This is a genomic window from Acinetobacter sp. Tr-809 (assembly GCF_011753255.1).
Classification (GTDB): Bacteria; Pseudomonadota; Gammaproteobacteria; order Pseudomonadales; family Moraxellaceae; genus Acinetobacter.
Window position 1 is genome coordinate 232,044 of sequence record NZ_VWVZ01000001.1, and the last position, 24,967, is coordinate 257,010.

Consider the following 24,967-nt stretch of genomic DNA (forward strand, 5'->3'; position numbering starts at 1 on the left):
AGCTAAACATGTAGCATAGTGATGATAGTTTGGTACAGCTATAAAATCATCAATCTGTATATGATAAGCATTCAAATATTGTTACATGTTTCACATGAATATTGATTTTTAAGCAAACAGATACAGCTAAGAAATAGAATTTATCACTATCATCTTTTTAGTAGGATTAGCCCTGATCGATCTAAAATTTAAATAACCTTATAGATCACGCCAAATGAAGAATGATGTAGGAAATGACCTATTTAAAGATTTTCTAGGCTCAGCCCATATGGGGTAGTATTTAGATATAACCTAGGGAACAAATTCTAAGTATGAATTTATTCAAGATAAAACAAAGGCTTGATATATGTTCCTATGTGTTTACTGAAGACGAAATCCAAAATCAAAACTAATTGTCTATTGCATAAAGAGTCTAATATAAATTAAACCGCTTAAAGTGTTTTTTTTAATGACTTCGGATTATTCATTTGATAAATTACTTCTATTATAAAGGGGGTTTTTATGACAAAAATTTTAATTGCTTCAATCTTATTAGCTTTCAGTCTTAATGTAACAGCGAATGGCGATTTTAATGCTGATGATGAATTGAAAGAATTAGGGATCGTAGGGCAGGATTTCAAATTTATAGATCTTGATCGAGCTATAGATTTTTTTAATAAGGCAAAAGAAAAGGCGTCAAGTTCACTGACTGATAAATCAAATGAGTTAATAAAGATAACAGCAGCTTCTATGACACCACATTATTCTTCGGTAACATTGAGCCCCACTTTAGACTTATCAGAAGCTGAAGAAAAGGATTTAGCTGACTTCATTAGCACTAAGGAAGGTTTTCAGGTATGGTGTAAAGAGCTTTTCAATTTTAAATACATGGGCGTTAACGACCATAAAGTTGAGGTATTATATAAAAATAAGGTTGGAGAGACTTTAGGTAATGTTATCTTGAATAATAAAAATTGTAGATAAATATTATATAGTAAATACTCAAGTTTATTTTTACTCAAAATTAGATTTCTTCAATTGAAAATTGGAGTTTTAATGATTTATCAAAAATATATGACTGTTCGTTTGTTACTTATATTGATATCACTCGAGTCAATATTCGAATTGATTCATGATAATTTTGGTGCATATATGATTTAAGTGCAAGTCTCAGCTTATACAATTTAGATCAAAGATGCTGATGCTTTGGATACGATTAAATAGAAAAATCAATCCCCTAATTTAAGCATTGAGCTTGCCTTGAAAATCATTGAAATAGTTGAAGCATTCTTCAAAAAGTAAAAGATAGAATAGAAAAAATAGATAACGTGGCTTCACTCATTCACATCCATGTTTATGAATGATGGCAAGATGAACATGATTTATTCATAAATGATTAAAATAGTAAAATTTTTTCAGCAGTAGCAAATCAAATTGTATAAACTGCAAAGTGAATAATTCTGAGTAGTAAGGGGTGTATATTAATTCATCTGATTTTTGTTTTTAAAGTCGTTGTTTTTTCAAAAATTATGCTATAAATTTCTTCTTTCAACTCACCCATCTTCAATATCTTTAAAAGCTAATCGCATGAAAAAAATATTAATACTTTGCCTTGCAGCATTAATTGTTGGCTGTGACCAACTACCAAATTTGGGGGAAAGAGTAGCAAAAAAACATTTGGTAGAAGCCAACAAAAAGATTGAAGAATTTTTAGTTATTCTTAATGACCCTCTAGCTGAAAAAGATGTTCAGAAATACGTGTTGTGTCTAAACTATCCTAAAATTTATAAGTATGAGTTTATACCTGCAACACTAAGGCTTTCAAAAGAAGAATCTAAAAATAAACTGATGAATGATCTGAAAATCATGACTGAAAGTTACAGTGAAAAGCTTGGAATCAATTGTGATTAAAGGTAACTAAGTGATTGATATTATATATGTTATATGCCATTGATGTTATGAAGTAAAAGTTTAGCTAGCCACTGTAATTTTAAACATCCTTTTGGACAGTTAAACTATTACCTAAGTGCTAAGCAATATCTAATGATGAATGATGGAAGATCTTTGACAATGGATAAAATTCAAATCGATTGCAAAGGAAATACAACTGGGAGTTTTAGATCCAAATAATTAAACAATATGAAAAGCTACTTTAGTACGGCTTTTGTTGTATTTCCATTCATCTGTTTTTTGTAAATTTTATTTTTAGCTCGCTATAATCCAAACAAAATAAATCAGAGAATCTAAACGACTTTATAAGAGTTCGTTGTTGTTATCTTGGGAATGGCATTAGCTAATGAATAAAATTTACATTATTCTGAGTATTATTTTTCTATTAATGTTTGGGGTTATATGGAAATCTAATCATGATCGATTGCAAAGAGAACAAAAAAAACAACAGCAATTTCAACAGCACATGCAAAAAATGGCTGAGATTGAGGTGGAGTATCAAGTAAGAGTTCAACAGGAAGCAGCTGAAAAAGCTAGGAAAAATCAGCAACGTATAATTGATAACGAAAAAGCTAGACTTGAGACTGAAAAATTCGAACGTGAAATGAGAGAGCAAGAATTTGCTAGATCTAGAGAATATCCTAGTTCAGGTGAAGAAGACGATGCCTTAAGACATCTTTTTGATTGAACTATTTAGCATCATAAAGATGATTTAGAAAGATAACTTATATTTTTAGGGATTTATTTATGTGCCTGAACGCAGAGCTTTATCAGTGAAATTAACGCTGTCAGATCAGCAAACTCAAAGAAAAAATGATATTGTGCAGATGAAATTTTAACCAATAAAAACATCCAAGCAAAACACTACAAGATTCTATAAAATAAATAAAATTATTCGCTCAATTTGAAATTTGGCTATTTATATAAATGACTGATATCAAAATAGAAACACACCCATTACAACCGTTTTTACCAGCGACTGCTAAGCTACTGATGCTCGGTAGTTTTCCACCACCGCAAAGTCGGTGGAAGATGGATTTTTACTATCCAAACTATCAAAACGACATGTGGAGAATCTTCGGTCTGATCTTTTTTAATGATAAAGATTACTTTTTAGACTTAGCCAATAAAAACTTTAAAGAACAACTTATCCGTGAGTTCTTAACTCAAATTGGTGTAGGAATCTTTGACACGGCCTATCAAGTGAAACGCTTGCAGGGTAATGCGTCTGATAAGTTTTTAGAAATTGTCACGCCTACAGATTTATCCAAATTACTTGAACAAATTCCACTGTGTCATACCATCATGACCACAGGTGATAAAGCAACAGATACGTTGATGCAACATTTTCCAGCGCAAGCCATTAAACCTATGATTGGACAGTCGGTGCAGGTAAATTATGCTGATCGAGAGCTGAGTCTATATCGACTGCCGTCATCATCGCGAGCCTATCCATTAGCTCTAGAAAAGAAAGCTGAAGCCTATCAACAGTTCTTTAGCCAAATTGGTTTAATCTAATTATTAAAGGGGGAAATAAATGCAGGATGTTGCAAGTCCAATTGATTTAAGAAATTTCGCTGATGCTTTGGAATGGCAAGAAACGGCGAATATAAAAAGACCGTGGCGCAAGAACTTTTTTGAATATTACACCAATTTTATTAGACCGCATATTTCTGAACAATATCAGATATTGGAACTTGGTTCTGGGCCAGGTTTTTTAGCTCAACATTTGCTCTCGCAACTTACTAACATTGAGTATACCGCTTTTGATTTTTCAGAAGCGATGCATCAGCTGGCACAAGAAAAACTCAATGCCGCTGAAAGAGCACGGGCAACCTATATTGTTGGAAGCTTTAAAGCTGCTGATTGGCAGAATACATTCTCCCAGAAGTATGATTTGATTATTATCCATCAAGCATTACATGAGCTTCGACATAAATGCTATGCAACCGATTTCCATAGAATCGTAAAAACCTTATTAAAACCTCAAGGCCATTATTTAGTGTGTGATCATTTGTGTGCAGCACATGCAATGCAAAATAATCAGCTTTATATGACTAAACAAGAGCATTTGGATGCACTTGAACAGGCATCTTTTACACAGATTAAGATGCCGTTAGAGATAGAAGGGCTGTGTTTATTTGAAATGACTTTGGATTAGCTTAAACACTCCATCATCCGAGGATATTTAACCCATCTAAACGTTTGATTCTGAATTCTCTTACATGAGCAAATTCAGACCAAATCAATTGACTGCCCTTTTAGGATGAAGAAAGAGGTCAATTCAGCAAATTAAATCTTATTGAAGGATGATTTACATCATCCATTCAACTGGAAAATAAGACACAAAGTGCATGGTAAAACGTTGGAATCTGGTACTTTCAGGGTCATGATGGTGCTCAATAACTTCACCATTTTCCTTATGCTCATACCAAACAATATCACCGTTTTGATCTAATTTGAGTTGATAAGCCACTTGTAATAAATGCTGATCAAGCATAGCGGTGATTTGGTCTTGTAAATGATCAGATTCAACTACTAAACCAACTTCAGTGTTTAAATGGGCAGAGCGCGGGTCAAAGTTAAATGAACCAATAAAAACCTTTCCATCGACATCAAAAAATTTGGCATGCAAACTTGAGCGATTCTTGCCTTTTACCGGAATCACGCTCCCTGTCGCAATTTCATACCAAGTCCGTTTTTTCCGTTCAATATTCGGTTTAAACTCATAAAGTTGTACGCCACTTTGTAAAAGTGGTTTACGGTATTGGCTATAAAAAGAATGCACCACAGCGACATCATTGGCCACCAAACTATTGGTTAGGACACGGACTTTAATACCATCTTTAGAGAGTTGATTGAGGTAGGTCGTTCCTTGTTTTGTAGGAACAAAATAAGCCGAGACTAACTCCATATGCTGTTCTGGTTTACCCATAATTTTCAAAACTTGGGCATATAAAAGCTGCTGATCTTTGGCTTGTCCTAAGGCCTTATTCGGATGATCTGCGACAAAATGTGCTTTTGCCCATTGGATTGGATAGTTTTGTAAACGTAATTTTAAATAATCTTGAGCGGCTTCGAGTTTATCTTCGGTGGGTGTATCCACTTGATCTAAGGCTATATAAGTATTTCTTAAACTTTCCAGTTGTTGAGGCGTACCAGAACCTATTAATTGCTCTGTTGAATAACTGAGTTTATCGGTCCAAAATTCATCGAAAACCTGTTCCGCGCGATCAACTGCTTTACCATAGAACAAAATGTCCATGTCGCTAAACTGAAACTGGTCACTGGCTTCAAAGTATTCACTACTGATATTACGGCCACCTGTAACCGCAATTGAATGATCGGCAATAGTGAGCTTATTGTGCATACGATGATTAATCTGTTTCAGTCTAAAAACATAATCAATAAAGCGTAAGTGCCTAAACTTATAAGGATTGAAAATACGGATTTCAAAATTTGGATGTTGGGCCAGGGCTTTTAAGGTTTTATCTAGTTTTATGCCATTTTGATCATCAATCAATAAACGGACTTTTACCCCGCGATCAGCTGCTTTGAGCAACTCATGCAGCATCATGTTGCCAATGGCATCGTCATTCCAAATATAATATTGCAAATCCAGTTGATGCTTGGCATTTCGAATTAAATGAATACGTGAGGCAATACTTAAGAAGGCATCATCCAATGCTAAAAATGCAGTTAAACCTTTTTCAATATTAAGATCGGCTTGTGGATCATTCATCCACTTTGTTTTCGTATGCAAGGAGTTACTCCGATCATGGTTCTGATTGAGTGGCAAAGAACAACCACCAATTCCTAACATGATAACAAGTGTCATTATCTTAAAATGGTATGAATTTTTTATCATTTTATTGATCAAGCGTGTAGGTCCAACAGTAATATGTAGGTGATTGATTTTCTTATATATCTAAATGCTGTTTTGTTCCAAGGGTGAAATGTAATTATAAAGATAATCAATGGGTTATCATTTTAATAATTTAATTTTCTATGTAAATTCATTCCAATGGACACAGCTTAATAGAATCTAGATCAACAAATATTGAGTTTAAGTACTATACTGGTGTATAGTATATTTTTAGATTTAATGTGGTCGACATTATGCCTAAACAGTTAGAGGATAAAAAAAAGATTCTCACACGTGTAAGACGAATCCAAGGTCAAGTTCAGAGTGTGGAAAGGGCTTTGGAAAGTGACACAGAATGTGCTGATATCTTGCAGCAAATCTGTGCAGTTCGTGGTGCATTAAATGGTTTGATGACGGAACTTCTCGAAATTCACCTCAAAGATACCTTAGTTGTCGGTGAATCGTCTGAGTTGCAACGCAGTCAAGAGCTCATTCAAGTCAGTAAAATTCTTAAATCTTATTTAAAGTAAATTAGGGGCAGCTGATATTTCACAGATGCTTGTGACAGAAGAGATTTTTTAAGCGGTACAAGGCAGGGTTTGTGAAACTTAGTGATTCTAAGTAAGCAAAACCTAACGCCGTAACGATAAAAAATCTACCTGTCCCATAGGGTTATGGCTAAAACTTCCGTAAACTGCGTTATGAAACTTGACAAGGGAGCCGCCATTGTCTGTGTTTCATGCCTTGTTTATTTACGGAGCTTTAATTGCTCCTCATTTAGCCGATAACACAATGCATGGTTGAAATATCAACTGACCCAAAGGAGTGTCATTGTGATTAAATCTCGTGCAGCCGTTGCTTTTGCCGCAGGCGAACCATTACAAATCGTAGAGCTTGATGTTGAACCACCTAAAGCGGGTGAAGTCCTGATTAAAATTACCCATACTGGTGTGTGCCATACCGATGCCTTCACTTTGTCAGGTGATGATCCTGAAGGTGTTTTCCCCGCAGTGCTGGGTCATGAAGGTGCAGGGGTTGTGGTGCAAGTTGGTGAAGGTGTGACTAGTGTTGCAGTCGGTGACCATGTGATTCCGCTGTATACTGCTGAGTGTAAAGAATGCTTATTCTGTAAATCGGGCAAAACCAATTTATGCGTTGCTGTTCGTGCAACTCAAGGTAAAGGTGTAATGCCAGATGGCACAACACGGTTTTCTTATAATGGACAACCGATTTATCACTATATGGGTTGTTCAACCTTTAGTGAATATACCGTCGTTGCTGAAGTGTCTTTGGCAAAAATTAACCCTGAAGCCAATCACGAACAAGTGTGCTTATTGGGTTGTGGTGTAACCACAGGGATTGGTGCGGTACATAACACTGCGAAGGTACAAGAGGGCGATAGCGTTGCTATCTTTGGTCTTGGTGGTATTGGTCTTGCGGCAGTGCAAGGTGCACGTCAAGCTAAAGCTGGGCGTATTATTGTCATTGATACCAACCCAGATAAATTTGAACTAGCAAAACAGTTTGGTGCAACTGACTTCTTAAATCCAAAAGATTATGATCAGCCGATTCAACAAGTGATTGTTGAAATGACAGGTTGGGGTGTAGATCATTCATTTGAATGTATTGGCAATACCAATGTTATGCGTTCGGCACTCGAATGTGCACACCGTGGTTGGGGCCAATCGGTGATTATTGGCGTTGCGGGTGCAGGTCAGGAAATCTCAACACGTCCATTCCAGTTAGTGACAGGACGTAAATGGATGGGAACTGCTTTTGGCGGTGTAAAAGGCCGTAGCCAATTACCAAAAATGGTTGAAGATGCAATGAAAGGTGAGATTGAGCTGGCACCATTTGTAACGCATACCATGCCGTTGGATGATATTAATCATGCCTTTGACCTAATGCATGAAGGTAAGTCGATTCGTACCGTGATTCATTTCTAATTTAAAAATGATAGGATTTGATGATGTGAAATACATCATCAAATCTTGGGTAATATGAAATGTCAAAAGCACAATTAAAGCTACATGTGCGAATCTTATCTGATCAGCAGATTGCTTTTGGTCCGGGTAAAGCTGAGCTACTTGAAGCGATTCATCGTACAGGATCAATTTCCCAAGCAGCAAAGTCTATGGATATGAGTTATCGCCGTGCATGGCAGTTGGTGGATACCATGAACCAATGCTTTCATTCCAATCTGGTCGATACCCAAACAGGTGGAACGCATGGTGGTGGTGCAGTAGTAACTGAATTGGGGCAAGTCGTGCTCAAAAAATATAGAGCCATGGAGCAGCAAGCAATTAAAGCAGTAGCAACTGAGTTTGAAGATTTAACTAACTATCTAAAAGTAAATAAATAATCTTATAAATATAAATAATTTAAATTGCATTTCATCACATTTACTTTGATTCTTTCACACTCGATAAAAATTTGCTGAGTTATAGCGCATCGGTATTTTTGTCGAATCTTTTTAGCACCATAAATAAACCATTCAAACCGTCTTGTAGTTTGGATTATATATTAAGCTATTAATTTATATAATAAAATTATTTTTGGCACACTTTCTGCTTTTATCTATTCAAACTTGTATACAAGATAGGATTCATAAAGTGAGCGAAATAAAAACTTTAGGCTGGACAATTTCTGAATGGCAAACGGCGTATTTAAAGCAAGAAATTCAACTCGATATTTTGAAAGAGCTGGTTTTAGCACTTGATCCTCAGGATGTTGCTTGGATTTCGATTGCGAGTACAGATTTAGTTGAGCAACAAATCCAATCTTTAAAGCAACTGACTCAAGATGCTGAAAATCTGCAGAAAAAATTTCCTCTATATGGTGTGCCATTCGCAGTCAAAGACAATATTGATGTCGCTGGTTTTGTCACTACAGCGGCATGTAAGGCACTGAATCGTGTTGCAACACAAGATGCTGAAACGATTCGTTTACTTAAACAAGCAGGAGCAATTGTCGTTGGCAAAACCAATCTTGATCAATTTGCGACGGGTTTGGTTGGCACACGTTCACCTTTTGGGGCAGTACCGAATAGTTTTAAACCTGAATATGTCAGTGGCGGCTCAAGTTCGGGTTCGGCTAGTGTGGTTGCACGTGGTTTAGTTCCATTTTCTTTAGGAACTGATACCGCTGGGTCAGGGCGTGTGCCAGCAGCATTTAATAATATTGTCGGTTTAAAGCCAACCAAAGGGCGCTTTTCTAATCGTGGTCTATTACCCGCAGTAAAGAGCATTGATTGTATTTCTATCTTTGCTCTCACTGTGGCTGATGCTGAATTGGTGGCTGCTCAAGTCGAAGCTTACGATATTTTAGATAGCTATTCACGTCAGCATCCTAAAAACGTACCTGCACGTTTCTCTAGTAAGCTGAAATTTGCCATCCCGAATAAATTGAACTTCTTTGGTGATGAATTGGCTGAAAAAGCTTTTCAACACACCATTCAATTACTTGAAAGCTTAAATGCTGAAATTACTCGCATTGATTTCTCTGCTTTTGAGCAACTTGCAGCACAACTTTATCAAGGCCCTTGGGTGGCAGAACGTACTGCAGCGGCTGCTGACCTACTCAAAACCAATGTTGCTGATTTTGATCCGACCGTTTTAGAGATTATTCAACAAGGTGAAAAATATTCCGCGGTGGATGCCTACAATGCTGAATATTTAAAACAGGATTTGACCCGAAAAATCCAAGCTAGCTTGGCTGAGTTTGATGCCTTGATCGTGCCAACTTCACCAACGATTTATACCATTGAACAAATGCAACAACACCCGATTGAATATAACGCGCATTTCGGCACTTATACCAATTTTACCAATCTCGCAGATTTAAGTGCTTTGGCATTACCCGCAGGCTTTAGAGCAGACAACCTACCATTTGGTATCACTTTAATTGCACCTGCTTGGCACGATGCAGCCTTGGTGCATTTCGGCAAAGCATGGCAGAACTATTTAGCACTGAAACTCGGTGCGTTAGATAAGACATTAGCTGTAGCAAGTGCACCGACTTTGCTGTCTCCCCATCATATTCGTGTCGCGGTTGTCGGTGCGCATTTAACTGGAATGCCACTGAATTTCCAACTCACCACACGTGGTGCGGTTCATGTCGAAACCACCAAAACCTCTCAGGATTATGCGCTTTATGCCTTAAATGGTACGGTTCCGCCAAAACCAGGTTTGGCTCGTCAACAAGATGGACAAAGCATCATTGTCGAGCTTTGGGATGTACCCACAGCACGTTTCGGTGAGTTTGTAGCAGAAATTCCAACCCCATTGGGCATGGGCAATGTCGAACTTGAAGATGGCCGTTGGGTTAAAGGTTTTATTTGTGAACCCTATGGCTTAGGTGATGCCGAGAATATCAGCCATTTTGGTGGCTGGAGAGCGTATATCCAACATCGCAATAGTCAAGTCGTCAATACAGCTAATTAATTTTTGAGGGGGAATCATCATGTTTAAGACCGTACTTATTGCAAACCGTGGTGAAATTGCTGTTAGAGCAATTCGAACACTGAAAAAATTAGGCATTACCAGTGTCGCAGTTTATTCGGACAGCGACCGCTATGCTCAGCATGTACAGGATGCAGATATCTCAATTGCACTAGATGGTTTAAAACCTGCCGATACTTATTTGAGTATCGAAAAACTGATTCAAGCTGCTAAACAGACTGGGGCAGAAGCGATTTTTCCGGGTTATGGTTTTCTGTCTGAGAGTGCAGATTTCTCTCGTGCTTGTGAAGAAAACAATATTGCCTTTATGGGGCCAACTGCAGAACAGATTCTGGAATTTGGTCTAAAACATCGTGCACGTGAACTTGCCGCTGCGGCTCATGTACCAATGACCCCTGGTACAGGCTTGCTGGACAGTTTGGAGGAAGCATTGACTGCGGCTGAGCGGATTGGTTATCCAATTATGCTCAAAAGCACCGCCGGTGGTGGTGGTATTGGCCTAACCCGTTGCGACACCCCACAAGCACTGGCCGATGCTTATGAAAGCGTGAAACGCCTCGGTGAGCAGTTCTTTAAAGATGCAGGTGTTTTTATCGAATGCTTTATTGATAAAGCACGTCATGTCGAAGTACAGATTTTTGGGGATGGTAAAGGTCAGGTGGTCGCGTTTGGTGAGCGTGATTGTTCATTGCAACGTCGTAACCAAAAAGTGGTTGAAGAAACACCTGCGGCGAACTTACCTGAAGCAACCCGTAAAAAGCTACATCAAGCCGCAGTTGAACTGGGGCGCTCTGTCAATTACCGCAGTGCAGGAACGGTTGAATTTATTTACGATGCACAACGAGATGAATTTTATTTCCTTGAGGTGAATACCCGTTTACAGGTGGAGCATCCAGTAACGGAAATGGTGACTGGTCTTGACTTGATTGAGTGTATGCTCAAAGTCGCGGCGGGTGATGCATTGGATTGGGACTATCTCAGCAATATCCAACCGCAAGGTGCTGCAATTGAAGTCCGAGTCTATGCCGAAGATCCTGTGAAAAATTTCCAACCTAGCCCGGGTGTGCTCACCGAAGTGTCATTTCCAGAAGGTATCCGTGTTGATACATGGGTGAAAACAGGCACAGAAATTTCTCAGTATTTTGACCCAATGATTGCCAAGATTATTGTGCATGCGGAAGATCGAGCTGCTGCGATTGAAAAACTAAAAGTGGTTTTAGCTGAAACGCGTTTAAATGGTATCAGCACCAACTTGGATTATGCACGCGCGATTGTTTCTGACCAACGATTTGAATCCATGCAAATCTGGACACGAATGCTTGATGATTTTGATTATTCGCCAAAAGTCATTGAAGTGATCCAAGCAGGTACATTGAGTTCCATTCAAGATTATCCAGGGCGTACAGGCTATTGGGATATTGGTGTACCACCGTCTGGTCCTATGGATGATTATGCGTTCCAACTCGCCAACCGTATTGTCGGCAATGATGCCAAAGCAGCAGGTTTTGAGTTTACCTTGGTGGGCCCAACCTTAAAGTTCCATGCCGATACCACCATTGCACTCACAGGTGCAAGCTGTACTGCTGTGTTGGATGATCAACTGATTGCCTTTTGGCAACCGATTAAGGTCAAAGCTGGTCAAACTTTGAAAGTTGGTCAGGTGGCATCTGGTTGTCGTACTTATTTAGCTGTGCGTGATGGTCTTAATGTGCCTTTATATTTGGGTAGCCGTTCAACTTTTGCATTGGGCAACTTTGGTGGCCATGCAGGGCGTACTTTACGTGTTGGCGACATGATCAAAATGGTCGATGCAGCGCTTGCCAATGCGGAATTACCGCTTGCAACCGAGACACCACAAGCTTTATCTAAAGACCTCATTCCGGAATATAGCAATGAATGGGAAATCGCAGTGTTGTATGGACCACATGGTGCACCTGATTTCTTTAAACCTGAATATGTCGAAGAATTCTTTGCTTCTGAGTGGACGGTTCACTTTAACTCAAACCGTTTAGGGGTCAGACTTTCAGGTCCGACACCAAGCTGGGCAAGAGAGAATGGTGGTGAAGCTGGTTTGCACCCATCCAATGTGCATGATTGTGAATATGCAATTGGTGCGATCAATTTTACAGGTGATTTCCCTGTGATTTTGGCAAAAGATGGCCCAAGTCTTGGTGGCTTCGTTTGTCCAGTGACCATTGCCAAAGCTGAACTGTGGAAAGTCGGTCAATTGAAGGCCGATGACAAAATCCGTTTCTACCCAATTACAGCTGAACAAGCAAATGCGTTAGAACGGAAACAAATCGACAATATTCAGAACTTTGCCGAAGCTGCCAAAGTTGTTGAAACCATTGAACCTGCTCAAGACGTGTTTACCACCATTTTGGCTCAACGTGAACCCACTGATTTATCGCCAAAAACGGTGTATCGCCAAGCAGGTGATAGCTATATCTTGCTTGAATATGGTGAGAATGTTTTAGATTTGGCGCTACGTTTGCGTGTACATCAACTGATTCAAATGATTCGCAATGCCAATCTTGCAGGTGTTTTGGAACTTTCACCGGGTGTACGTTCACTACAAATTAAATATGATGGTCTGGTGATTCCACAAGCTGAGCTGATTCATCAATTGCTTAAACTAGAAGATCAAATGGGGGATTTAAGCCAACTTAAAATTCCATCGCGTATTGTGCATTTACCAATGGCGTTTGAGGACAGTGCCACTTTGGGTGCAGTAGAGCGCTATCAGGAAAGTGTTTGCGCCAAAGCACCATGGTTACCAAATAATGTTGATTTTATCCAGCGTATTAACGGGCTGGCACATCGTGATGAAGTCAAAGATATTATTTTTGATGCCAACTACTTAGTGTTAGGTTTAGGCGATGTCTATCTGACAGCGCCATGTGCAGTACCGATTGACCCACGTCATCGCTTACTCAGCTCTAAGTACAATCCTGCACGTACTTTTACTGCGGAAGGTACTGTCGGTATTGGTGGGATGTACATGTGTATTTATGGCATGGATTCACCCGGTGGTTATCAGTTGATTGGGCGGACGCTGCCGATCTGGAACAAGTTTAAAAAGAACAAGCAATTTGGAGATAAGCAATGGTTCTTGCAATTCTTTGACCAGATTAAATATTTCCCTGTGACCGAAGCTGAATTGAATGAATGGCGCGCAGATTTTGAAAATGGCCGTGCTCAAATTCAAATTGAAGAAACTGAGTTTGATTATGCAGACTATGTACAGTTCTTGGACAATGAAGCAGAAAGTATTGCGGCTTTTAAAGACAAGCAACAACAGGCCTTTAGCACCGAAGTCAATCGCTGGAAGGAAGAGTTTGCTGCACAACCTGAGCAACATGTTGAACAAGCCATTGATGTTGATTACAGCCATCTTTCTTCTTTAAATGCATCAATGACAGGAAATATCTGGAAGATCTTTGTGGAACATGGTCAAGAGATCAAAAAAGGCGAAACTGTTGCTATTATTGAAGCCATGAAAATGGAATTGCCTGTGTATGCGGAAGAGGATGGCATCGTCAAAGCCATTATTTGCAGAGCAGGGCAAACTGTACACAGTGGTGAACCATTGGTCTATATGGAATAAGCTTGCATGAAAGAAGCGAACATCAACATAAAGAACACAACCAAAGGCTCAGACAATTTGTCTGAGCTGGTTTACCAACGCATCAAGAATGATATTTTTGACTTCAAATTGATGCCAGGTGAACGCTTTACTGAGTCTGAAGTTGCCAAAGCCTATGATGTGAGTCGTACCCCAATCCGACAAGCCTTGTATCGTTTGCAACAAGAGGGCTATGTTGATGTGAGCTTTCGGAGCGGTTGGCAGATTCGGCCGTTCAATTTTCGTTATTATGAAGAACTTTATGATGTACGTATTGTTTTGGAAAAAGATTCGATTCGTAAACTCTGTCAGATTGACCACCACAATTCGGTTGAGCTGTCAGTGCTAAAAGACCTCTGGTTAGTACAACCTGCTGAGTATTTAAAAGACATTAAAAAACTTTCTCAGCAAGATGAGGATTTTCATTGTGCCTTGGTTCGTGCTTCGGGCAATAATGAAATGGCAAGGATTCATCGAGACTTAAGTGAGCGTATTCGTATCATCCGCCGTTTGGATTTTTCTAAAGATTATCGAGTTGAAGCAACTTATCAGGAACATCAAAAAATCTTAGGTTTTATTTTCGATCGACAAACTGAACAAGCAATCAATGCGATTGAAGCGCATATTATGCAAAGTCGTGATGAAGTGAAAAAAATTACTTTACAGATGTTGGATTCGAGTCAGTTTTATTAAAAATTTATAAAAAAATATTATTGTCTTATTTTAAAAATGAAATGAGGCTAAGTAAAAAATCATTTTTTTTGTAGCCATGCTTTAGAAAACTTTTAATATGATTCAAGGTTATAATGCAAGTGCAATTTTAGGTAGTATTGGTGAAGGGGTTGCTGGGGCTGTGCCAAAATCTAGTCTAATACGAGTTGATACGAATTCTGTATTTATCCCAAGATCAGAGGCAATTAGAGCAAATAATATTGCAGATATAAGAGCGGTGACGACAACAAACAGTTTTATTGCAAACTTTAGTGGCGCAGCAGTTTCTGCTGACATAGGTGGCCTCGGAACAAAAGTGATTAATAATGGTATTGACTATACACAACGTCATATGAATTTACAGAGTAATCAAAGGATGCTTGAGTTACCATATCAGCGTTTTAATCAAAATGATGGCTATAAAGGTATCTTCCTAATGCCTCCAATTATGATTAAAGCAACACCATAAGCTTGTACCCCTTTCAATATCCATAGAGAGGGGTTTATATTTAAAAAAGGTTTTCCATGGAATATAAATGGTTTTTTATTTTTTTTGGTTTTTTTTATGCTTTACTAACTTTGTGCTGTTCTTATTTTTTATCCAACCTTTTAATTAAATTTATTTTTAAAAGAAGTAGGAGAGATGGTAATATTGTTTTTTTATATGGTTTTTATTTTTTATTGTTTTTTTAATACTATTTGCATATCTTTCAATCTTTTTAAATACTAATGGTGAGTTAAAAAAATACTTTTCAAACTCATATCTTTATTCTATAGTTTTTATATCAATTTTCTATAGTGTTTTTACAAGAAAATAAATAACTTTAGTGTTTTAAATGAAATGAAGCCTATGTTTTTATTTATGTGGGTACTAGTAATACTAGCTTGGATGGGATAACCATACCGTTTGCCAACAATAACATGTAAAGCAGGTAGAGAGTGCTAGTAATAAAGAAGTTAAGCTAATGAACTTTAAGGAGTTCGTTAGCTTAATGTTTAGCCATTAATAGGATATTTAAATTGTTAAGTAATAAGTTTTTTTTAATAGGGTTTGGTGCCTTTTATGCAATAGCAATAACACTCGCCGCCCTTTTTTTTCAAAAAAAGTTTTTTATTTTTTAAATAAATTTAAAAATAAAGATAAGGGTGAGGGAATTGCAAAAATAATAGCATTATTTATTTCCACCCTTATATGGGTGCTAATTATAGCTGTATTTTGGAATATTTCTTGGAGATTTCATATTGATGATAGTTTATGGAAATACTTTTCAGATTCACATTTAATTGTAATGTGGTTCACCTTAATTATTTATTTTAAGAAAAATAGAAGCGAACGCTGATTTTTCAAAAAAATTATGAGCTAATGACTTTGTTGCATAAATGTTTGAAAGTCAGAGCTCTCCTAAGTGAGCCAAATTTAAGTGGCAACTTGGGTATGAGGGCTACCTAATTCTGTGAATTTTGAGTCTGTAAATTATTTTGTATAAGTCCTATTTTTATAAATGATCTTTTAATCGATCATCGAACTGAATCGTAAACCAATTCATTGCTAAACGCCAATATGGAGCCCGATCCAATTGGGTTAGAGGGTGGTTTGAATCCCTATGCGTATGCAGGTAGTAATCCTATGATGAATGTTGATCCGACAGGTTTATATATTGTTAACAATAAAGATGGTACTATGACGATTAGACCTAATATTCCACAAGCACCATCACTTACAATCCCTGTCCCACGAAGGTGGTCTATTACTGCTACAAACCTAACTTCATCTAGTCCAAGTTATCATGCGTATAACTATACGTACTCTATTCCTATAGGCGGTTCTTCTGCATTATCTACTATGCAAAGAGCGATCGTTAATCAGCCTACTCCTGGAGTTGGGGCAGCTTCTGCAAAGGGTACAGCAATTAATGCATCTCCTAGCGACTATACGAGTTTGGGACAAGCTGCACGATCAGCAGGTGCGTTTATTGCTGGAGCAAGTCCAGTTGTATCTTATTCTGTTAATAATGCTACGGGTTCTTGGGTTTTTAATGTCACACAGCAAGGTCATCCTTTAAGCGATGGTTATGTACTGAGAGGGGCAGTAACCAATTCTAGTGGTGGAATTAATATTATTAATTATGGAGAGGGTACCTCATGGCTTCAATCGCGACCAGTAATGGCAAATTTTATTAATGAGGTTTGGAAGCCAGTATCACAAAGTAATGTGAATGCGGCATTTCCAAATTTTAGCAATAGTCTTAACTTAATTCCTATATCTGATGATGCTTTATCGTGGATCTATTGATATGAGTAAACTAATAATCCATATGGCTCAAAATAAATTTATCATTGGTACGGTATGGATAATACTGCTAATACCAATATTAGCAGTATCAATCACGTCAGATATTTTTTATTCACCTATTATGTTTGTATTGTTGGTCTTTTATTTAAGAAAAGAGCAAAAGTATATTTATATTGTTGCTATTTTATATGGTTTTTTTATTTTATTTCCTCCTTATCTTTATTTTATCAGGTGGATAAGCCTTTTTTTGGCAGGGGATATTTCAATCAAGGAGTGCTTGGAGCAAATTTATTCATTGGTAAAGGTAAGGTCAACGACTTATTTTAACCTACCCAGTGCAATATGTGCAGTTTTAGCTATACCGTCTATTTATTTAATAAATTTAAGAAATAGATTAAAGAAAATACATGCTAAAGAGACTCTCTTTCAAAAAGAATAGTCAGCATAAATAAAAAGGCTGGACATTGCTCAGCCTTTTTATTTTATAGTTCCATTACTGAAAAGATCGCTTCTAAAACCATTGCAAATAGTGATATGGAATTAATTGAAAGGAATAATTAGGTCAGCTGAACTCAAAGGACTCGTATCTTGGATTGGTGATTACCGTGGTTAAATATAAGGCTTGGTACAAACTCAGCCAAATATTGATTCGTGAGTAAATAGGCAAGGGATGAGCAATGATACACAAAGCGTTTGATAAGTGAGTACGACAAAAATGGTGTATTGATTGAATATATTTGGTTTGGTGATCAACCAGTTGCAGCAATTTATGGGAAGGGTGCTAATAGCAAGATCTACTATATTGTTGCAGATGCTCAAAATACCCCAAGACGACTCATCGATAGTACAAATCAAGCTATCGTTTGGAGTTGGGACAGTACAGCATTTGGTGTTGGGCAACCACAAGGGAATATTACGTTTAACTTACGTTTCCCAGGGCAATATTACGATGCATATAGTCAGTTGTTTTATAACCACAATCGTTACTATAACCCTGAGCTTGGTCGTTATATGGAAGCTGACCCGATAGGGTTAGAGGGTGGTTTGAATCCGTATGCATATGCTTTAAATAATCCGATTATGTATGTTGATCTGACCGGTGAAAGTCCAGTGCTTGTCGCTATGGGATTTGGAGCTGGTATTGGGGGGGGATTTATATTGGAAAAACTGGTATTAAAGCATTCCTTGATGCAAGGGAAAAAGGTCTGAGCTTTAGAGACGGACTTAGTAATTTTTCTAATTCATTTTCTTGGACTGAGTTGGGGCAACAAGCAGCTGTAGGTGCAGTATTTGGTGGTATAGGTAAAGCAGCATTTTTAGCAGCAGATATACATCTTGCTAAAGCCGTATTACCAGAAAGTGCAACTCTCGGACAAAAAGTTATTGCTGCTGGGTCAAATCTTGTGACAAATAAAATGCGAGAATATACAACTACAGGTGGTGCAGTGATTACAGCGAATTTGATGCTTGGTAAACAATCAACAGGTCTAGTATTTGATAGTTATAATAGTCAACAAGAGGTTCAGAGGTTAAATCAACAGATGAATCAGCAAATGCTTAATCAACAGTTTAATCAACCAAAAAATTTCTATTTACCCCAGAATCAAGTAAAAGAGTTTACTCTACCACCAATTCATTACCAAGCAACTGATTCCGTTGAAATGATACGTCAAGCTCAGATGAATAATATGGCTGGTTACTATAATTTAAATAATATTAGGTAGTAAGAAAAACTATGTCCATTTTAGAAAATTTGTTTTATTTTATCTGCTTACTATTAATTGGTGCATTAATAGTAAGAGTAGGGTGGAAGATTCGATATCTTGCACCATTAAGCTTTTTAGGAACTGCTTTACTTGTACTTGTTATATTGGCGAAATCTTTTCCTTCGGATTGGGAGCAGGTACAGTTTTTCTCTGGTGGACAATTAGCACCAAATGAGTTGGCACTTGATATGTTACTTGTGGTGTGCGGTGCTGGGGGGGTAGTTGCATTTTTACTTAGCCTATCTGTTTGGGCAATACAGAATGATGTTTTTTGATGTATCTTGACTCTTGTTCCACAGCACCTAAAAACCAATTATTCATTCGTGAGTAATTGGTTTTTTATTTTGTCCAAGTAAATAAGGAATGGGTGCCTAATGAATCTGTAAATTATTTTGTGTAATTTCCTTTTAAACGAATGCTTCAACCATCTAAGGCTGAAGCATTCGTTTTATGCTGTCTAGTTTAAAGGTGTACTACAGTCCAGCCCAATTACAGCCCTGAACTGGGTCGTTATATGGAAGCTGACCTGATTGGGTTAGAGGGTGGTTTGAATCCCTATGCGTATGCAGGTAGTAATCCTGTGATGAATATGGATTCTTCAGGTTTAGCATTTGAAACCTTACTAGATGCTAGTTTAGCTGCAATCTCAATTAAAGCTGCTTATGATGATACTAGTTGGCAGAATATTGCCGCAGCAACTTATGATACAGCAGCAGTATTTGTACCGTTTCTGCCTGCTGGTGCTGGGTTAGCTGTAAAGACAACTAAAAATGCTGATAAAATTAAAGATGTTGCTCAATCTTATAAACAGGAACGAAAATATTGGACTCAAGGGCCCATAATATTTAAAAATCTGAAAGTTTATAAAAGGGATAGTTTATTTGACCCCAACAGTTAAGAATCCAAATAGGAAAAGGTAGTCGAAATGGAAGAGTTATCAAGGGAAAGTTTAGAGCAGATTTTAGATAATTGTTCGAAAACGACCAAAGGACCTTGGCTTTCGTATGTAGAGGGCAGAGATCATGAATCTGGATCTAATTTTATTATGACAGGTGATGATGATATTGAATTAACAGGAGCAACTATTGCAGATCAGGATTTTATTGCAAATGCAAAACAAGATATTCCTCGATTGGTTATGGAAATTTTTAGGCTTAGAAAACTTTTAAAGATGGATTAGATCAATATTTTACATACTATGATATTTTAAGTTTCAAGGTGTTGTTTGAAGTTTTAAATAAAGCCTAGGAAATTTTTTACTTTATATTTTAGGCCTAGAAACAACTGTATATGAAGATATTGCAACATTTTCAAGTAAGAAAAGTCAGTTAAATGGAAATAGTTCAAAAAGTTTAAAGGCTCAGCATGGATATGAGATAACTGATACATGGACAAATAGTGTTTGTAAAACAGGTATTAGTGGTTGTTCACTAAACTCTAATGGAACTTCCCCAAGAGCAAATCAACAAGTAAACAAATGGAACAATGAGCCAGGTAATGAAGGCCGTTATACTTCTCAGGTTGTAAAGACGATTCCTGCGGGTGATGGCGCACGCAAAAAAATACTGATCTGGGAACGCTCAAATGCTGATAAACATAGTTCAACACTAGATATTAAGAGACATAGAAGACGATGAGAGTAATGAAATATGTTTTTATACATCCTAAAGTTGGTGTATGGAGTGACCTAAAAAATAAAAGAGTTAGAGATGAGGAAAGAAGTCTCGGTTTTTTTCTTGGTCTTTATCTCAAGAAAAATAAAATATCTTATGATGAGTTTGATGGTATTTTTTTTGAGGGTTCAGATATTGTTGAGGAGTCTGTTTATATTCAGAACCGTCTGCTTATAGTTCCAATTTCGATGGATGAAAAAGACTATCCTGATGAAATTGATAAAGTTATGATAAATGATTATCTGATTGAAAATATTTATTTAGGTATTGAGAAAATAAAAGAGTCTTATAAGGAGTTATCTGATTTACTCATAGAAGGGGTTCGAGAGTTCAAAAAAAATGATTACATATGTAAATGGAATCATAAAAAGAAAAAAATAGGTGATCTTTTTGTAATGTTACAATGTACGCTTACCGTATATGAATTTAGTTTAGATTTATTTATTTTAAACTCTAACTTGGATGTGATTTTTGAAAAGGAGGTTTTAATAACACCACCAAATGAATATTCATTTAAACATCGCTTTAAAGATATTGGTGTTGTTGATAACTTACTATATATAACAGACTCATTTAATGATAGATGGTTTGAAATTGATTTTTCTAATTTTAAATCCTAGTTTCTTATAAGTCCAAATTTGTCTAATTTAATTGGGATTAGCTGAAGTTCAAAAACAGATATTTTTGTTTTTATTGAAATCCAACGAATTATTCATTCGTGAGTAATTAGTTTTTTGCCCAAGTGATAAAAGATGCCCAAAACATGCCATGTTATTTAATCGCTAGCAGTAAACATCAAGTGATATGGGCTTGGTTCGTATGCGGGTCCACTAGCTTATCATTCGGCAAGACAAAAAGGGCATTTTATAGAGAATTTAAAAAATAATTGGGATACAGGTGCAGCAATAGATGCTTCTTTTGAGTGTGCTAAAAGTAAATGGGAGGCAGTAGGTTGTAAATGAATATAAAAGAATTTTTTATTAAAAAAACAGTTTTTAAGAAGTATTTATTAATATCATATGTATCACTAATGTTATTAGTGTTGTTGATATTATTTTTTAGTGGAATCTTGAAAGTTGGTTTTTTTATTTTATCTATACTAGGTTATAGTTTGATTTATTGGATTTTATATAATCAACCGTTACCATTATTTCCACCAATTCATGAAGAGAGTTCTGAAGCAGTGGTCGGTGCTAGATATTTAATTTTTTGGGTTTATATATTTTGTATTATAGGTTTTGTTATAAGTCAATTTTTTAAAAAAGGCTCATTCCATCGCTGTGTGATGAAATGTCAAACAGGTTGATTTTTAATATTTCGAAAAAAACTTAACCAATTACTCATTCGTAAGTAATTGGTTAAGTTTTTATAATTAAAAGAATAAATCTATGGGCGCTAAGAATATACATTCAACACCTTACTAAAGCGGAACGTCATAAAACTCTCTTTTCCATGCCTAATTCTGCATAAAACTAACAGTTTTTATCTGTTTGCTATTTAATAATAAAAATCACATTTCGAATCATCAGATGACACATGATGAATGACCAAACACTGATCAATTTATTTCTAAAACTGGTACATAAAGAAGGTTTTTTTGCTACCTCGATTGATGGCATTACCCTAATGCGTGTCGATCACAACACACCACCGATTGCGGTGTTGCAGGAACCAACCCTCGTATTTGTATTGCAAGGTCAAAAACGTGGCTATATTGGTACGGAAACTTATTCATTCAAGCAAAACGAATGCCTAATCGTCGCTGTTTCAATGCCATTTGATTGTGACACCATAGCCAGTCCAGAAGCACCGATGATTGCGATCAGCATGAAGTTAGAGGCAGAGACTGTAAATGAGCTACTGGCTAAAACCTATTTTGAAAATTACCAGTTTAAGCCACTTACTACAGGAATGAGTGTGATCCAATATGACCAAACGATATCGAATGTCCTTATCCGTTTATTAAATACCTTGACGTCTGAACAGGATGTATTGATCTTGGGAGATCAAATTAAACGGGAGTTGCTTTATCGTGTGATTCAACATTCGGGTGCAGATGCTTTAAAAGGCTTGCTCGCTCAGGGCAATCTCAGACCGATTTATAAAATTTGTGAATACATCCAACATCATTTTACCGAAAAGCTCACTGTAGAAATGCTTGCAGAACAAGCCAATATGAGTACTTCTGCATTTCATAAGGCCTTTAAACAAGTCACACAACATTCACCATTGCAATATTTAAAAGTGGTTCGGTTGCATAAGGCAAAACAACTGTTGCAAAACGCAGACCAAAGTGTGGCGCAAGCGGCTTATGCTGTTGGATATCAGAGTTCTTCTCAATTTAGCCGAGAATTTAAAAAGCAGTTTGGTTTTCCACCCAAGCATGCTGAATCGAATACTGAAACGGAGTCATGATCAGATGAAACAAAATAGCGTAGAACTAATGAAATATATCGAAATTACGCAAGCAGGTGGTCCTGAAGTTTTACAAGTCACTCAAGGACCTCGACCAGAGATTAAAGCAGATGAAGTGCTCATCGAAGTCTACGCAACAGGAATTAACCGACCTGATATTTTACAGCGCCAAGGGCTGTATCCGATGCCTAAAGGCGTAACCCTAATTCCTGGGCTAGAAGTTTCAGGTGTGATTGCTCAAGTCGGCGAACACGTCACCCAGTTTAAAGTTGGAGATAAAGTCTGTGCACTGACCAATGGTGGTGGATACGCAGAATATTGTGCGGTACCAGCCAACCAAACCTTAAAAATCCCAAAGAATCTGAGTTTTGTCGAAGCGGCTGCTATTCCTGAAACCTATTTTACCGTTTGGGCGAATCTGTTTCAGATTGGGCGGTTGAAAAAGAATGAAACTGTACTGATTCATGGTGGAGCCAGTGGTATTGGTTCAACAGCAATCAGCTTATGTCATGCGATGGGCATCAAAAACTTCTCCACTGTTGGGAGTGATGACAAAGTTGAGAAATTATCTTCTGTGTCACAGGTGATCAACTATAAAACACAGGATTTTGAAAAAGAGGTTTTGGCTCAAACCGATGACCAAGGTGTGGATGTGATCTTGGACATTATTGGTGCTGCTTATTTCAATCAAAACCTGAGATTATTAAAGCGTGATGGTCGATTGGTCATTATCGGTTTTATGGGTGGTCGAAAAGTCGATGGCTTTGATATACAAGAATTGATGTTAAAACGGGCTGTTGTCACAGGTTCAACCATGCGTGCTAGAACCAATGCTGAAAAAGCTCAAATTACCCAAGAACTTGAGCAGTTTGTCTGGCCTTTAATCGAGGCAGATCAATGCAAGCCGATGATCTATAAAACCTTTGCATTTGATGAAGTAGCTCAGGCACATCAATGTTTGGAAAGCAGCCAACATACGGGCAAAGTGGTACTCGAAATTAAATCTGAATTTGCCTAATTGTATTCAATCCATGCCTGTTCATACTCAAAACTTGAGTGGGACGGGTTACTCAAGCAGTATGTATATAAACATAACGACCTGATGAGGAATCTCAAAAATGACAACAAATCCTGATGATCGCAACCCAAGTCCAGACCATGCAGAAGACAATGCTTTTTTTCCATCACCATATTCGCTGAGCCAATACACGTCTGCGAAAACTGACTATGATGGGACGACTTATCCAAACCCTTATCAAGGTGATAAAAAGATTTTAATGATTGCAACGGATGAACGTTATATCTTGATGCAAAACGAAAAATTCTTTTCTACTGGAAATCATCCTGTTGAAATGCTATTGCCAATGTTCCATCTAGATAATGCGGGCTTTGCCTTTGATGTGGCAACGCTTTCAGGCAACCCAGTTAAGCTGGAGATGTGGGCAATGCCACATGAGGAACAAGTCGTCTTAGATACCTACAAAAAATACGAAAAACAGCTCAAAGCACCATTAAAACTAACGGATATTTTGGAACAAGCACTAAGTACAGACTCGCCTTATGCAGGTATCTTTATTCCTGGTGGTCATGGGGTACTGGCTAAGATTCCAGAAAGTAAAGAAGTCAAACAGCTATTAAAGTGGGCAATTAAAAATGATAAATATGTGATCACGTTATGTCATGGGCCAGCTTCATTACTTGCGGCAGCAGTCGATGAAAACCCGCAGGATTACATTTTTAAGGATTATAAGATTTGTGTCTTTCCAGATTCCTTAGACAAAGGTCCTAATATTGAGATTGGCTATATGCCAGGACAATTGCCTTGGTTGGTGGGAGAAAATCTTGAAAAACTTGGTGTCGAAATCCTGAATAAAGGTATCACAGGGCAGGTTTATCAAGATCGTAAACTATTAACAGGTGACAGCCCATTGGCCTCGAATAATCTTGGCAAACTCGCTGCGACAACTTTATTGGCTGATCCTGATCTTCGCTAACGATTTAATATAATTGAAGTCGAGCCTAACTTTAGTGTTGGGCTTTTTTTTGAGTGTTGGATAAATATCGTTAAAGATATTTCTGATCATCGGAGTTGTTCTGAATGAACTATATTTTCAATGTACATCTATGATGAAAATGAACATTTAACTGACACTAAAATTACATTTATGTCATTTGAAACTATTTAAAGTTTTACGACGTTATTATCATCTTAGACAACGCTTTAACAGGT

General features: G+C 37.3%; 24 protein-coding genes and 3 pseudogenes. 26 read left to right on the forward strand and 1 reads right to left on the reverse strand.

From position 1 onward, the window contains the following. Window positions 1-501: 501 nt before the first annotated feature. The 5 genes from F3J02_RS01170 to F3J02_RS01190 all read left to right on the forward strand — a co-directional run bounded on the left by F3J02_RS01170 (window position 502) and on the right by F3J02_RS01190 (window position 4,090). Complete coding sequence (locus F3J02_RS01170; RefSeq protein ID WP_167246914.1) at window positions 502-963, forward strand: hypothetical protein; 462 nt, start codon at window positions 502-504, stop codon at window positions 961-963. A 603-nt stretch (window positions 964-1,566) separates the two neighbouring features. After that, a complete protein-coding gene (locus F3J02_RS01175; RefSeq protein ID WP_167246916.1) occupies window positions 1,567-1,890 on the forward strand; it encodes a hypothetical protein in 324 nt (107 codons plus the stop codon). A gap of 385 nt (window positions 1,891-2,275) precedes the next feature. Continuing rightward, a complete protein-coding gene (locus F3J02_RS01180) occupies window positions 2,276-2,617 on the forward strand; it encodes a hypothetical protein (protein WP_228284308.1) in 342 nt (113 codons plus the stop codon). Window positions 2,618-2,856: 239 nt separating this feature from the next. Further along, window positions 2,857-3,447: a uracil-DNA glycosylase family protein gene (locus F3J02_RS01185; RefSeq protein WP_167246918.1), complete on the forward strand. Its 591-nt coding sequence runs from the start codon at window positions 2,857-2,859 to the stop codon at window positions 3,445-3,447. A 19-nt stretch (window positions 3,448-3,466) separates the two neighbouring features. Next, entirely contained in the window at window positions 3,467-4,090 is a 624-nt protein-coding gene (locus F3J02_RS01190) for a class I SAM-dependent methyltransferase (protein ID WP_167246920.1), read from the forward strand. A 153-nt stretch (window positions 4,091-4,243) separates the two neighbouring features. On the opposite strand, the gene F3J02_RS01195 is transcribed toward F3J02_RS01190, so the two are convergent. Then, window positions 4,244-5,752: a phospholipase D family protein gene (locus tag F3J02_RS01195; protein WP_167246922.1), complete on the reverse strand. Its 1,509-nt coding sequence runs from the start codon at window positions 5,750-5,752 to the stop codon at window positions 4,244-4,246. 296 nt (window positions 5,753-6,048) lie between these two features. Between F3J02_RS01195 and F3J02_RS01200 the strand changes: the two genes are divergently transcribed. From F3J02_RS01200 to hchA, 21 genes and pseudogenes are all read left to right on the forward strand, one after another. Continuing rightward, a complete protein-coding gene (locus F3J02_RS01200) occupies window positions 6,049-6,324 on the forward strand; it encodes a metal/formaldehyde-sensitive transcriptional repressor (RefSeq protein WP_005313619.1) in 276 nt (91 codons plus the stop codon). Window positions 6,325-6,630: 306 nt separating this feature from the next. Further along, window positions 6,631-7,740 carry an S-(hydroxymethyl)glutathione dehydrogenase/class III alcohol dehydrogenase gene (locus tag F3J02_RS01205; RefSeq protein ID WP_167247836.1) on the forward strand — a complete coding sequence of 370 codons (1,110 nt, stop codon included), beginning with the start codon at window positions 6,631-6,633 and terminating at the stop codon, window positions 7,738-7,740. Between the two features lie 59 nt (window positions 7,741-7,799). Beyond that, complete coding sequence (locus tag F3J02_RS01210; RefSeq protein WP_167246924.1) at window positions 7,800-8,156, forward strand: winged helix-turn-helix domain-containing protein; 357 nt, start codon at window positions 7,800-7,802, stop codon at window positions 8,154-8,156. A gap of 250 nt (window positions 8,157-8,406) precedes the next feature. Then, window positions 8,407-10,236, forward strand: coding sequence for an allophanate hydrolase (gene atzF / locus F3J02_RS01215; protein ID WP_167246926.1), 1,830 nt, complete (start codon window positions 8,407-8,409; stop codon window positions 10,234-10,236). A gap of 19 nt (window positions 10,237-10,255) precedes the next feature. Next, on the forward strand, window positions 10,256-13,861 hold the full coding sequence (uca, locus tag F3J02_RS01220; RefSeq protein WP_167246928.1) for an urea carboxylase: 3,606 nt from the start codon (window positions 10,256-10,258) through the stop codon (window positions 13,859-13,861). 6 nt (window positions 13,862-13,867) lie between these two features. Continuing rightward, window positions 13,868-14,572, forward strand: coding sequence for a GntR family transcriptional regulator (locus F3J02_RS01225; protein ID WP_167246930.1), 705 nt, complete (start codon window positions 13,868-13,870; stop codon window positions 14,570-14,572). 97 nt (window positions 14,573-14,669) lie between these two features. After that, window positions 14,670-15,059 carry a hypothetical protein gene (locus F3J02_RS01230; RefSeq protein ID WP_167246932.1) on the forward strand — a complete coding sequence of 130 codons (390 nt, stop codon included), beginning with the start codon at window positions 14,670-14,672 and terminating at the stop codon, window positions 15,057-15,059. 1,086 nt (window positions 15,060-16,145) lie between these two features. Beyond that, window positions 16,146-16,244 (forward strand): annotated as a pseudogene (locus F3J02_RS18750) (RHS repeat-associated core domain-containing protein); the annotation flags it as partial. Then, window positions 16,218-16,883: a hypothetical protein gene (locus F3J02_RS01235; RefSeq protein ID WP_416224640.1), complete on the forward strand. Its 666-nt coding sequence runs from the start codon at window positions 16,218-16,220 to the stop codon at window positions 16,881-16,883. The pseudogene F3J02_RS18750 and the gene F3J02_RS01235, both read left to right, overlap by 27 nt. A 1-nt stretch (window position 16,884) precedes the next feature. Then, entirely contained in the window at window positions 16,885-17,322 is a 438-nt protein-coding gene (locus F3J02_RS01240; protein ID WP_167246936.1) for a hypothetical protein, read from the forward strand. A gap of 254 nt (window positions 17,323-17,576) precedes the next feature. Further along, window positions 17,577-17,984: pseudogene (locus F3J02_RS18450) on the forward strand (RHS repeat-associated core domain-containing protein); the annotation flags it as partial. A 158-nt stretch (window positions 17,985-18,142) separates the two neighbouring features. Beyond that, window positions 18,143-18,607 carry a hypothetical protein gene (locus F3J02_RS18455; protein WP_171525978.1) on the forward strand — a complete coding sequence of 155 codons (465 nt, stop codon included), beginning with the start codon at window positions 18,143-18,145 and terminating at the stop codon, window positions 18,605-18,607. An 11-nt stretch (window positions 18,608-18,618) separates the two neighbouring features. Beyond that, window positions 18,619-18,924 (forward strand): hypothetical protein, encoded by a 306-nt coding sequence (locus F3J02_RS01255; RefSeq protein ID WP_167246938.1) that lies wholly within the window; start codon window positions 18,619-18,621, stop codon window positions 18,922-18,924. Between the two features lie 215 nt (window positions 18,925-19,139). Continuing rightward, window positions 19,140-19,265, forward strand: a pseudogene (locus F3J02_RS18770) (RHS repeat-associated core domain-containing protein); the annotation flags it as partial. A 309-nt stretch (window positions 19,266-19,574) separates the two neighbouring features. Next, window positions 19,575-19,829: a hypothetical protein gene (locus F3J02_RS01265; protein WP_167246942.1), complete on the forward strand. Its 255-nt coding sequence runs from the start codon at window positions 19,575-19,577 to the stop codon at window positions 19,827-19,829. 118 nt (window positions 19,830-19,947) lie between these two features. Continuing rightward, window positions 19,948-20,286, forward strand: a complete 339-nt coding sequence (locus F3J02_RS18775) for a hypothetical protein (RefSeq protein ID WP_416224638.1) — start codon at window positions 19,948-19,950, stop codon at window positions 20,284-20,286. A gap of 5 nt (window positions 20,287-20,291) precedes the next feature. Next, window positions 20,292-20,942, forward strand: a complete 651-nt coding sequence (locus F3J02_RS01275; RefSeq protein WP_167246944.1) for a hypothetical protein — start codon at window positions 20,292-20,294, stop codon at window positions 20,940-20,942. A gap of 338 nt (window positions 20,943-21,280) precedes the next feature. Further along, entirely contained in the window at window positions 21,281-21,628 is a 348-nt protein-coding gene (locus tag F3J02_RS01280) for a hypothetical protein (RefSeq protein WP_228284309.1), read from the forward strand. Window positions 21,629-21,858: 230 nt separating this feature from the next. Then, a complete protein-coding gene (locus F3J02_RS01285; RefSeq protein ID WP_167246946.1) occupies window positions 21,859-22,737 on the forward strand; it encodes an AraC family transcriptional regulator in 879 nt (292 codons plus the stop codon). Between the two features lie 4 nt (window positions 22,738-22,741). Further along, window positions 22,742-23,755: an NAD(P)H-quinone oxidoreductase gene (locus F3J02_RS01290; RefSeq protein ID WP_167246948.1), complete on the forward strand. Its 1,014-nt coding sequence runs from the start codon at window positions 22,742-22,744 to the stop codon at window positions 23,753-23,755. Between the two features lie 100 nt (window positions 23,756-23,855). Then, the gene (gene hchA / locus F3J02_RS01295; RefSeq protein ID WP_167246950.1) at window positions 23,856-24,731 is read left to right on the forward strand and encodes a glyoxalase III HchA; all 876 of its coding nucleotides are present in this window, start codon (window positions 23,856-23,858) and stop codon (window positions 24,729-24,731) included. The last annotated feature ends 236 nt before the right edge of the window (window positions 24,732-24,967 follow it).

Coding starts and splice junctions, on each gene's coding strand:
- F3J02_RS01235 (WP_416224640.1), top strand. CDS start 16,218: ATGATGAATGTTGATCCGACAGGTTTATATATTGTTAACAATAAAGAT.
- uca (WP_167246928.1), top strand. CDS start 10,256: ATGTTTAAGACCGTACTTATTGCAAACCGTGGTGAAATTGCTGTTAGA.
- F3J02_RS01280 (WP_228284309.1), top strand. CDS start 21,281: ATGAATATAAAAGAATTTTTTATTAAAAAAACAGTTTTTAAGAAGTAT.
- F3J02_RS01290 (WP_167246948.1), top strand. CDS start 22,742: ATGAAACAAAATAGCGTAGAACTAATGAAATATATCGAAATTACGCAA.
- F3J02_RS01240 (WP_167246936.1), top strand. CDS start 16,885: ATGAGTAAACTAATAATCCATATGGCTCAAAATAAATTTATCATTGGT.
- F3J02_RS01175 (WP_167246916.1), top strand. CDS start 1,567: ATGAAAAAAATATTAATACTTTGCCTTGCAGCATTAATTGTTGGCTGT.
- F3J02_RS01195 (WP_167246922.1), bottom strand. CDS start 5,752: ATGTTAGGAATTGGTGGTTGTTCTTTGCCACTCAATCAGAACCATGAT.
- F3J02_RS01230 (WP_167246932.1), top strand. CDS start 14,670: ATGATTCAAGGTTATAATGCAAGTGCAATTTTAGGTAGTATTGGTGAA.
- hchA (WP_167246950.1), top strand. CDS start 23,856: ATGACAACAAATCCTGATGATCGCAACCCAAGTCCAGACCATGCAGAA.
- F3J02_RS01190 (WP_167246920.1), top strand. CDS start 3,467: ATGCAGGATGTTGCAAGTCCAATTGATTTAAGAAATTTCGCTGATGCT.
- F3J02_RS01255 (WP_167246938.1), top strand. CDS start 18,619: ATGTCCATTTTAGAAAATTTGTTTTATTTTATCTGCTTACTATTAATT.
- F3J02_RS01210 (WP_167246924.1), top strand. CDS start 7,800: ATGTCAAAAGCACAATTAAAGCTACATGTGCGAATCTTATCTGATCAG.
- F3J02_RS01275 (WP_167246944.1), top strand. CDS start 20,292: ATGAAATATGTTTTTATACATCCTAAAGTTGGTGTATGGAGTGACCTA.
- F3J02_RS01265 (WP_167246942.1), top strand. CDS start 19,575: ATGGAAGAGTTATCAAGGGAAAGTTTAGAGCAGATTTTAGATAATTGT.
- F3J02_RS01225 (WP_167246930.1), top strand. CDS start 13,868: ATGAAAGAAGCGAACATCAACATAAAGAACACAACCAAAGGCTCAGAC.
- F3J02_RS01170 (WP_167246914.1), top strand. CDS start 502: ATGACAAAAATTTTAATTGCTTCAATCTTATTAGCTTTCAGTCTTAAT.
- F3J02_RS01185 (WP_167246918.1), top strand. CDS start 2,857: ATGACTGATATCAAAATAGAAACACACCCATTACAACCGTTTTTACCA.
- F3J02_RS01285 (WP_167246946.1), top strand. CDS start 21,859: ATGATGAATGACCAAACACTGATCAATTTATTTCTAAAACTGGTACAT.
- F3J02_RS01200 (WP_005313619.1), top strand. CDS start 6,049: ATGCCTAAACAGTTAGAGGATAAAAAAAAGATTCTCACACGTGTAAGA.
- F3J02_RS01180 (WP_228284308.1), top strand. CDS start 2,276: ATGAATAAAATTTACATTATTCTGAGTATTATTTTTCTATTAATGTTT.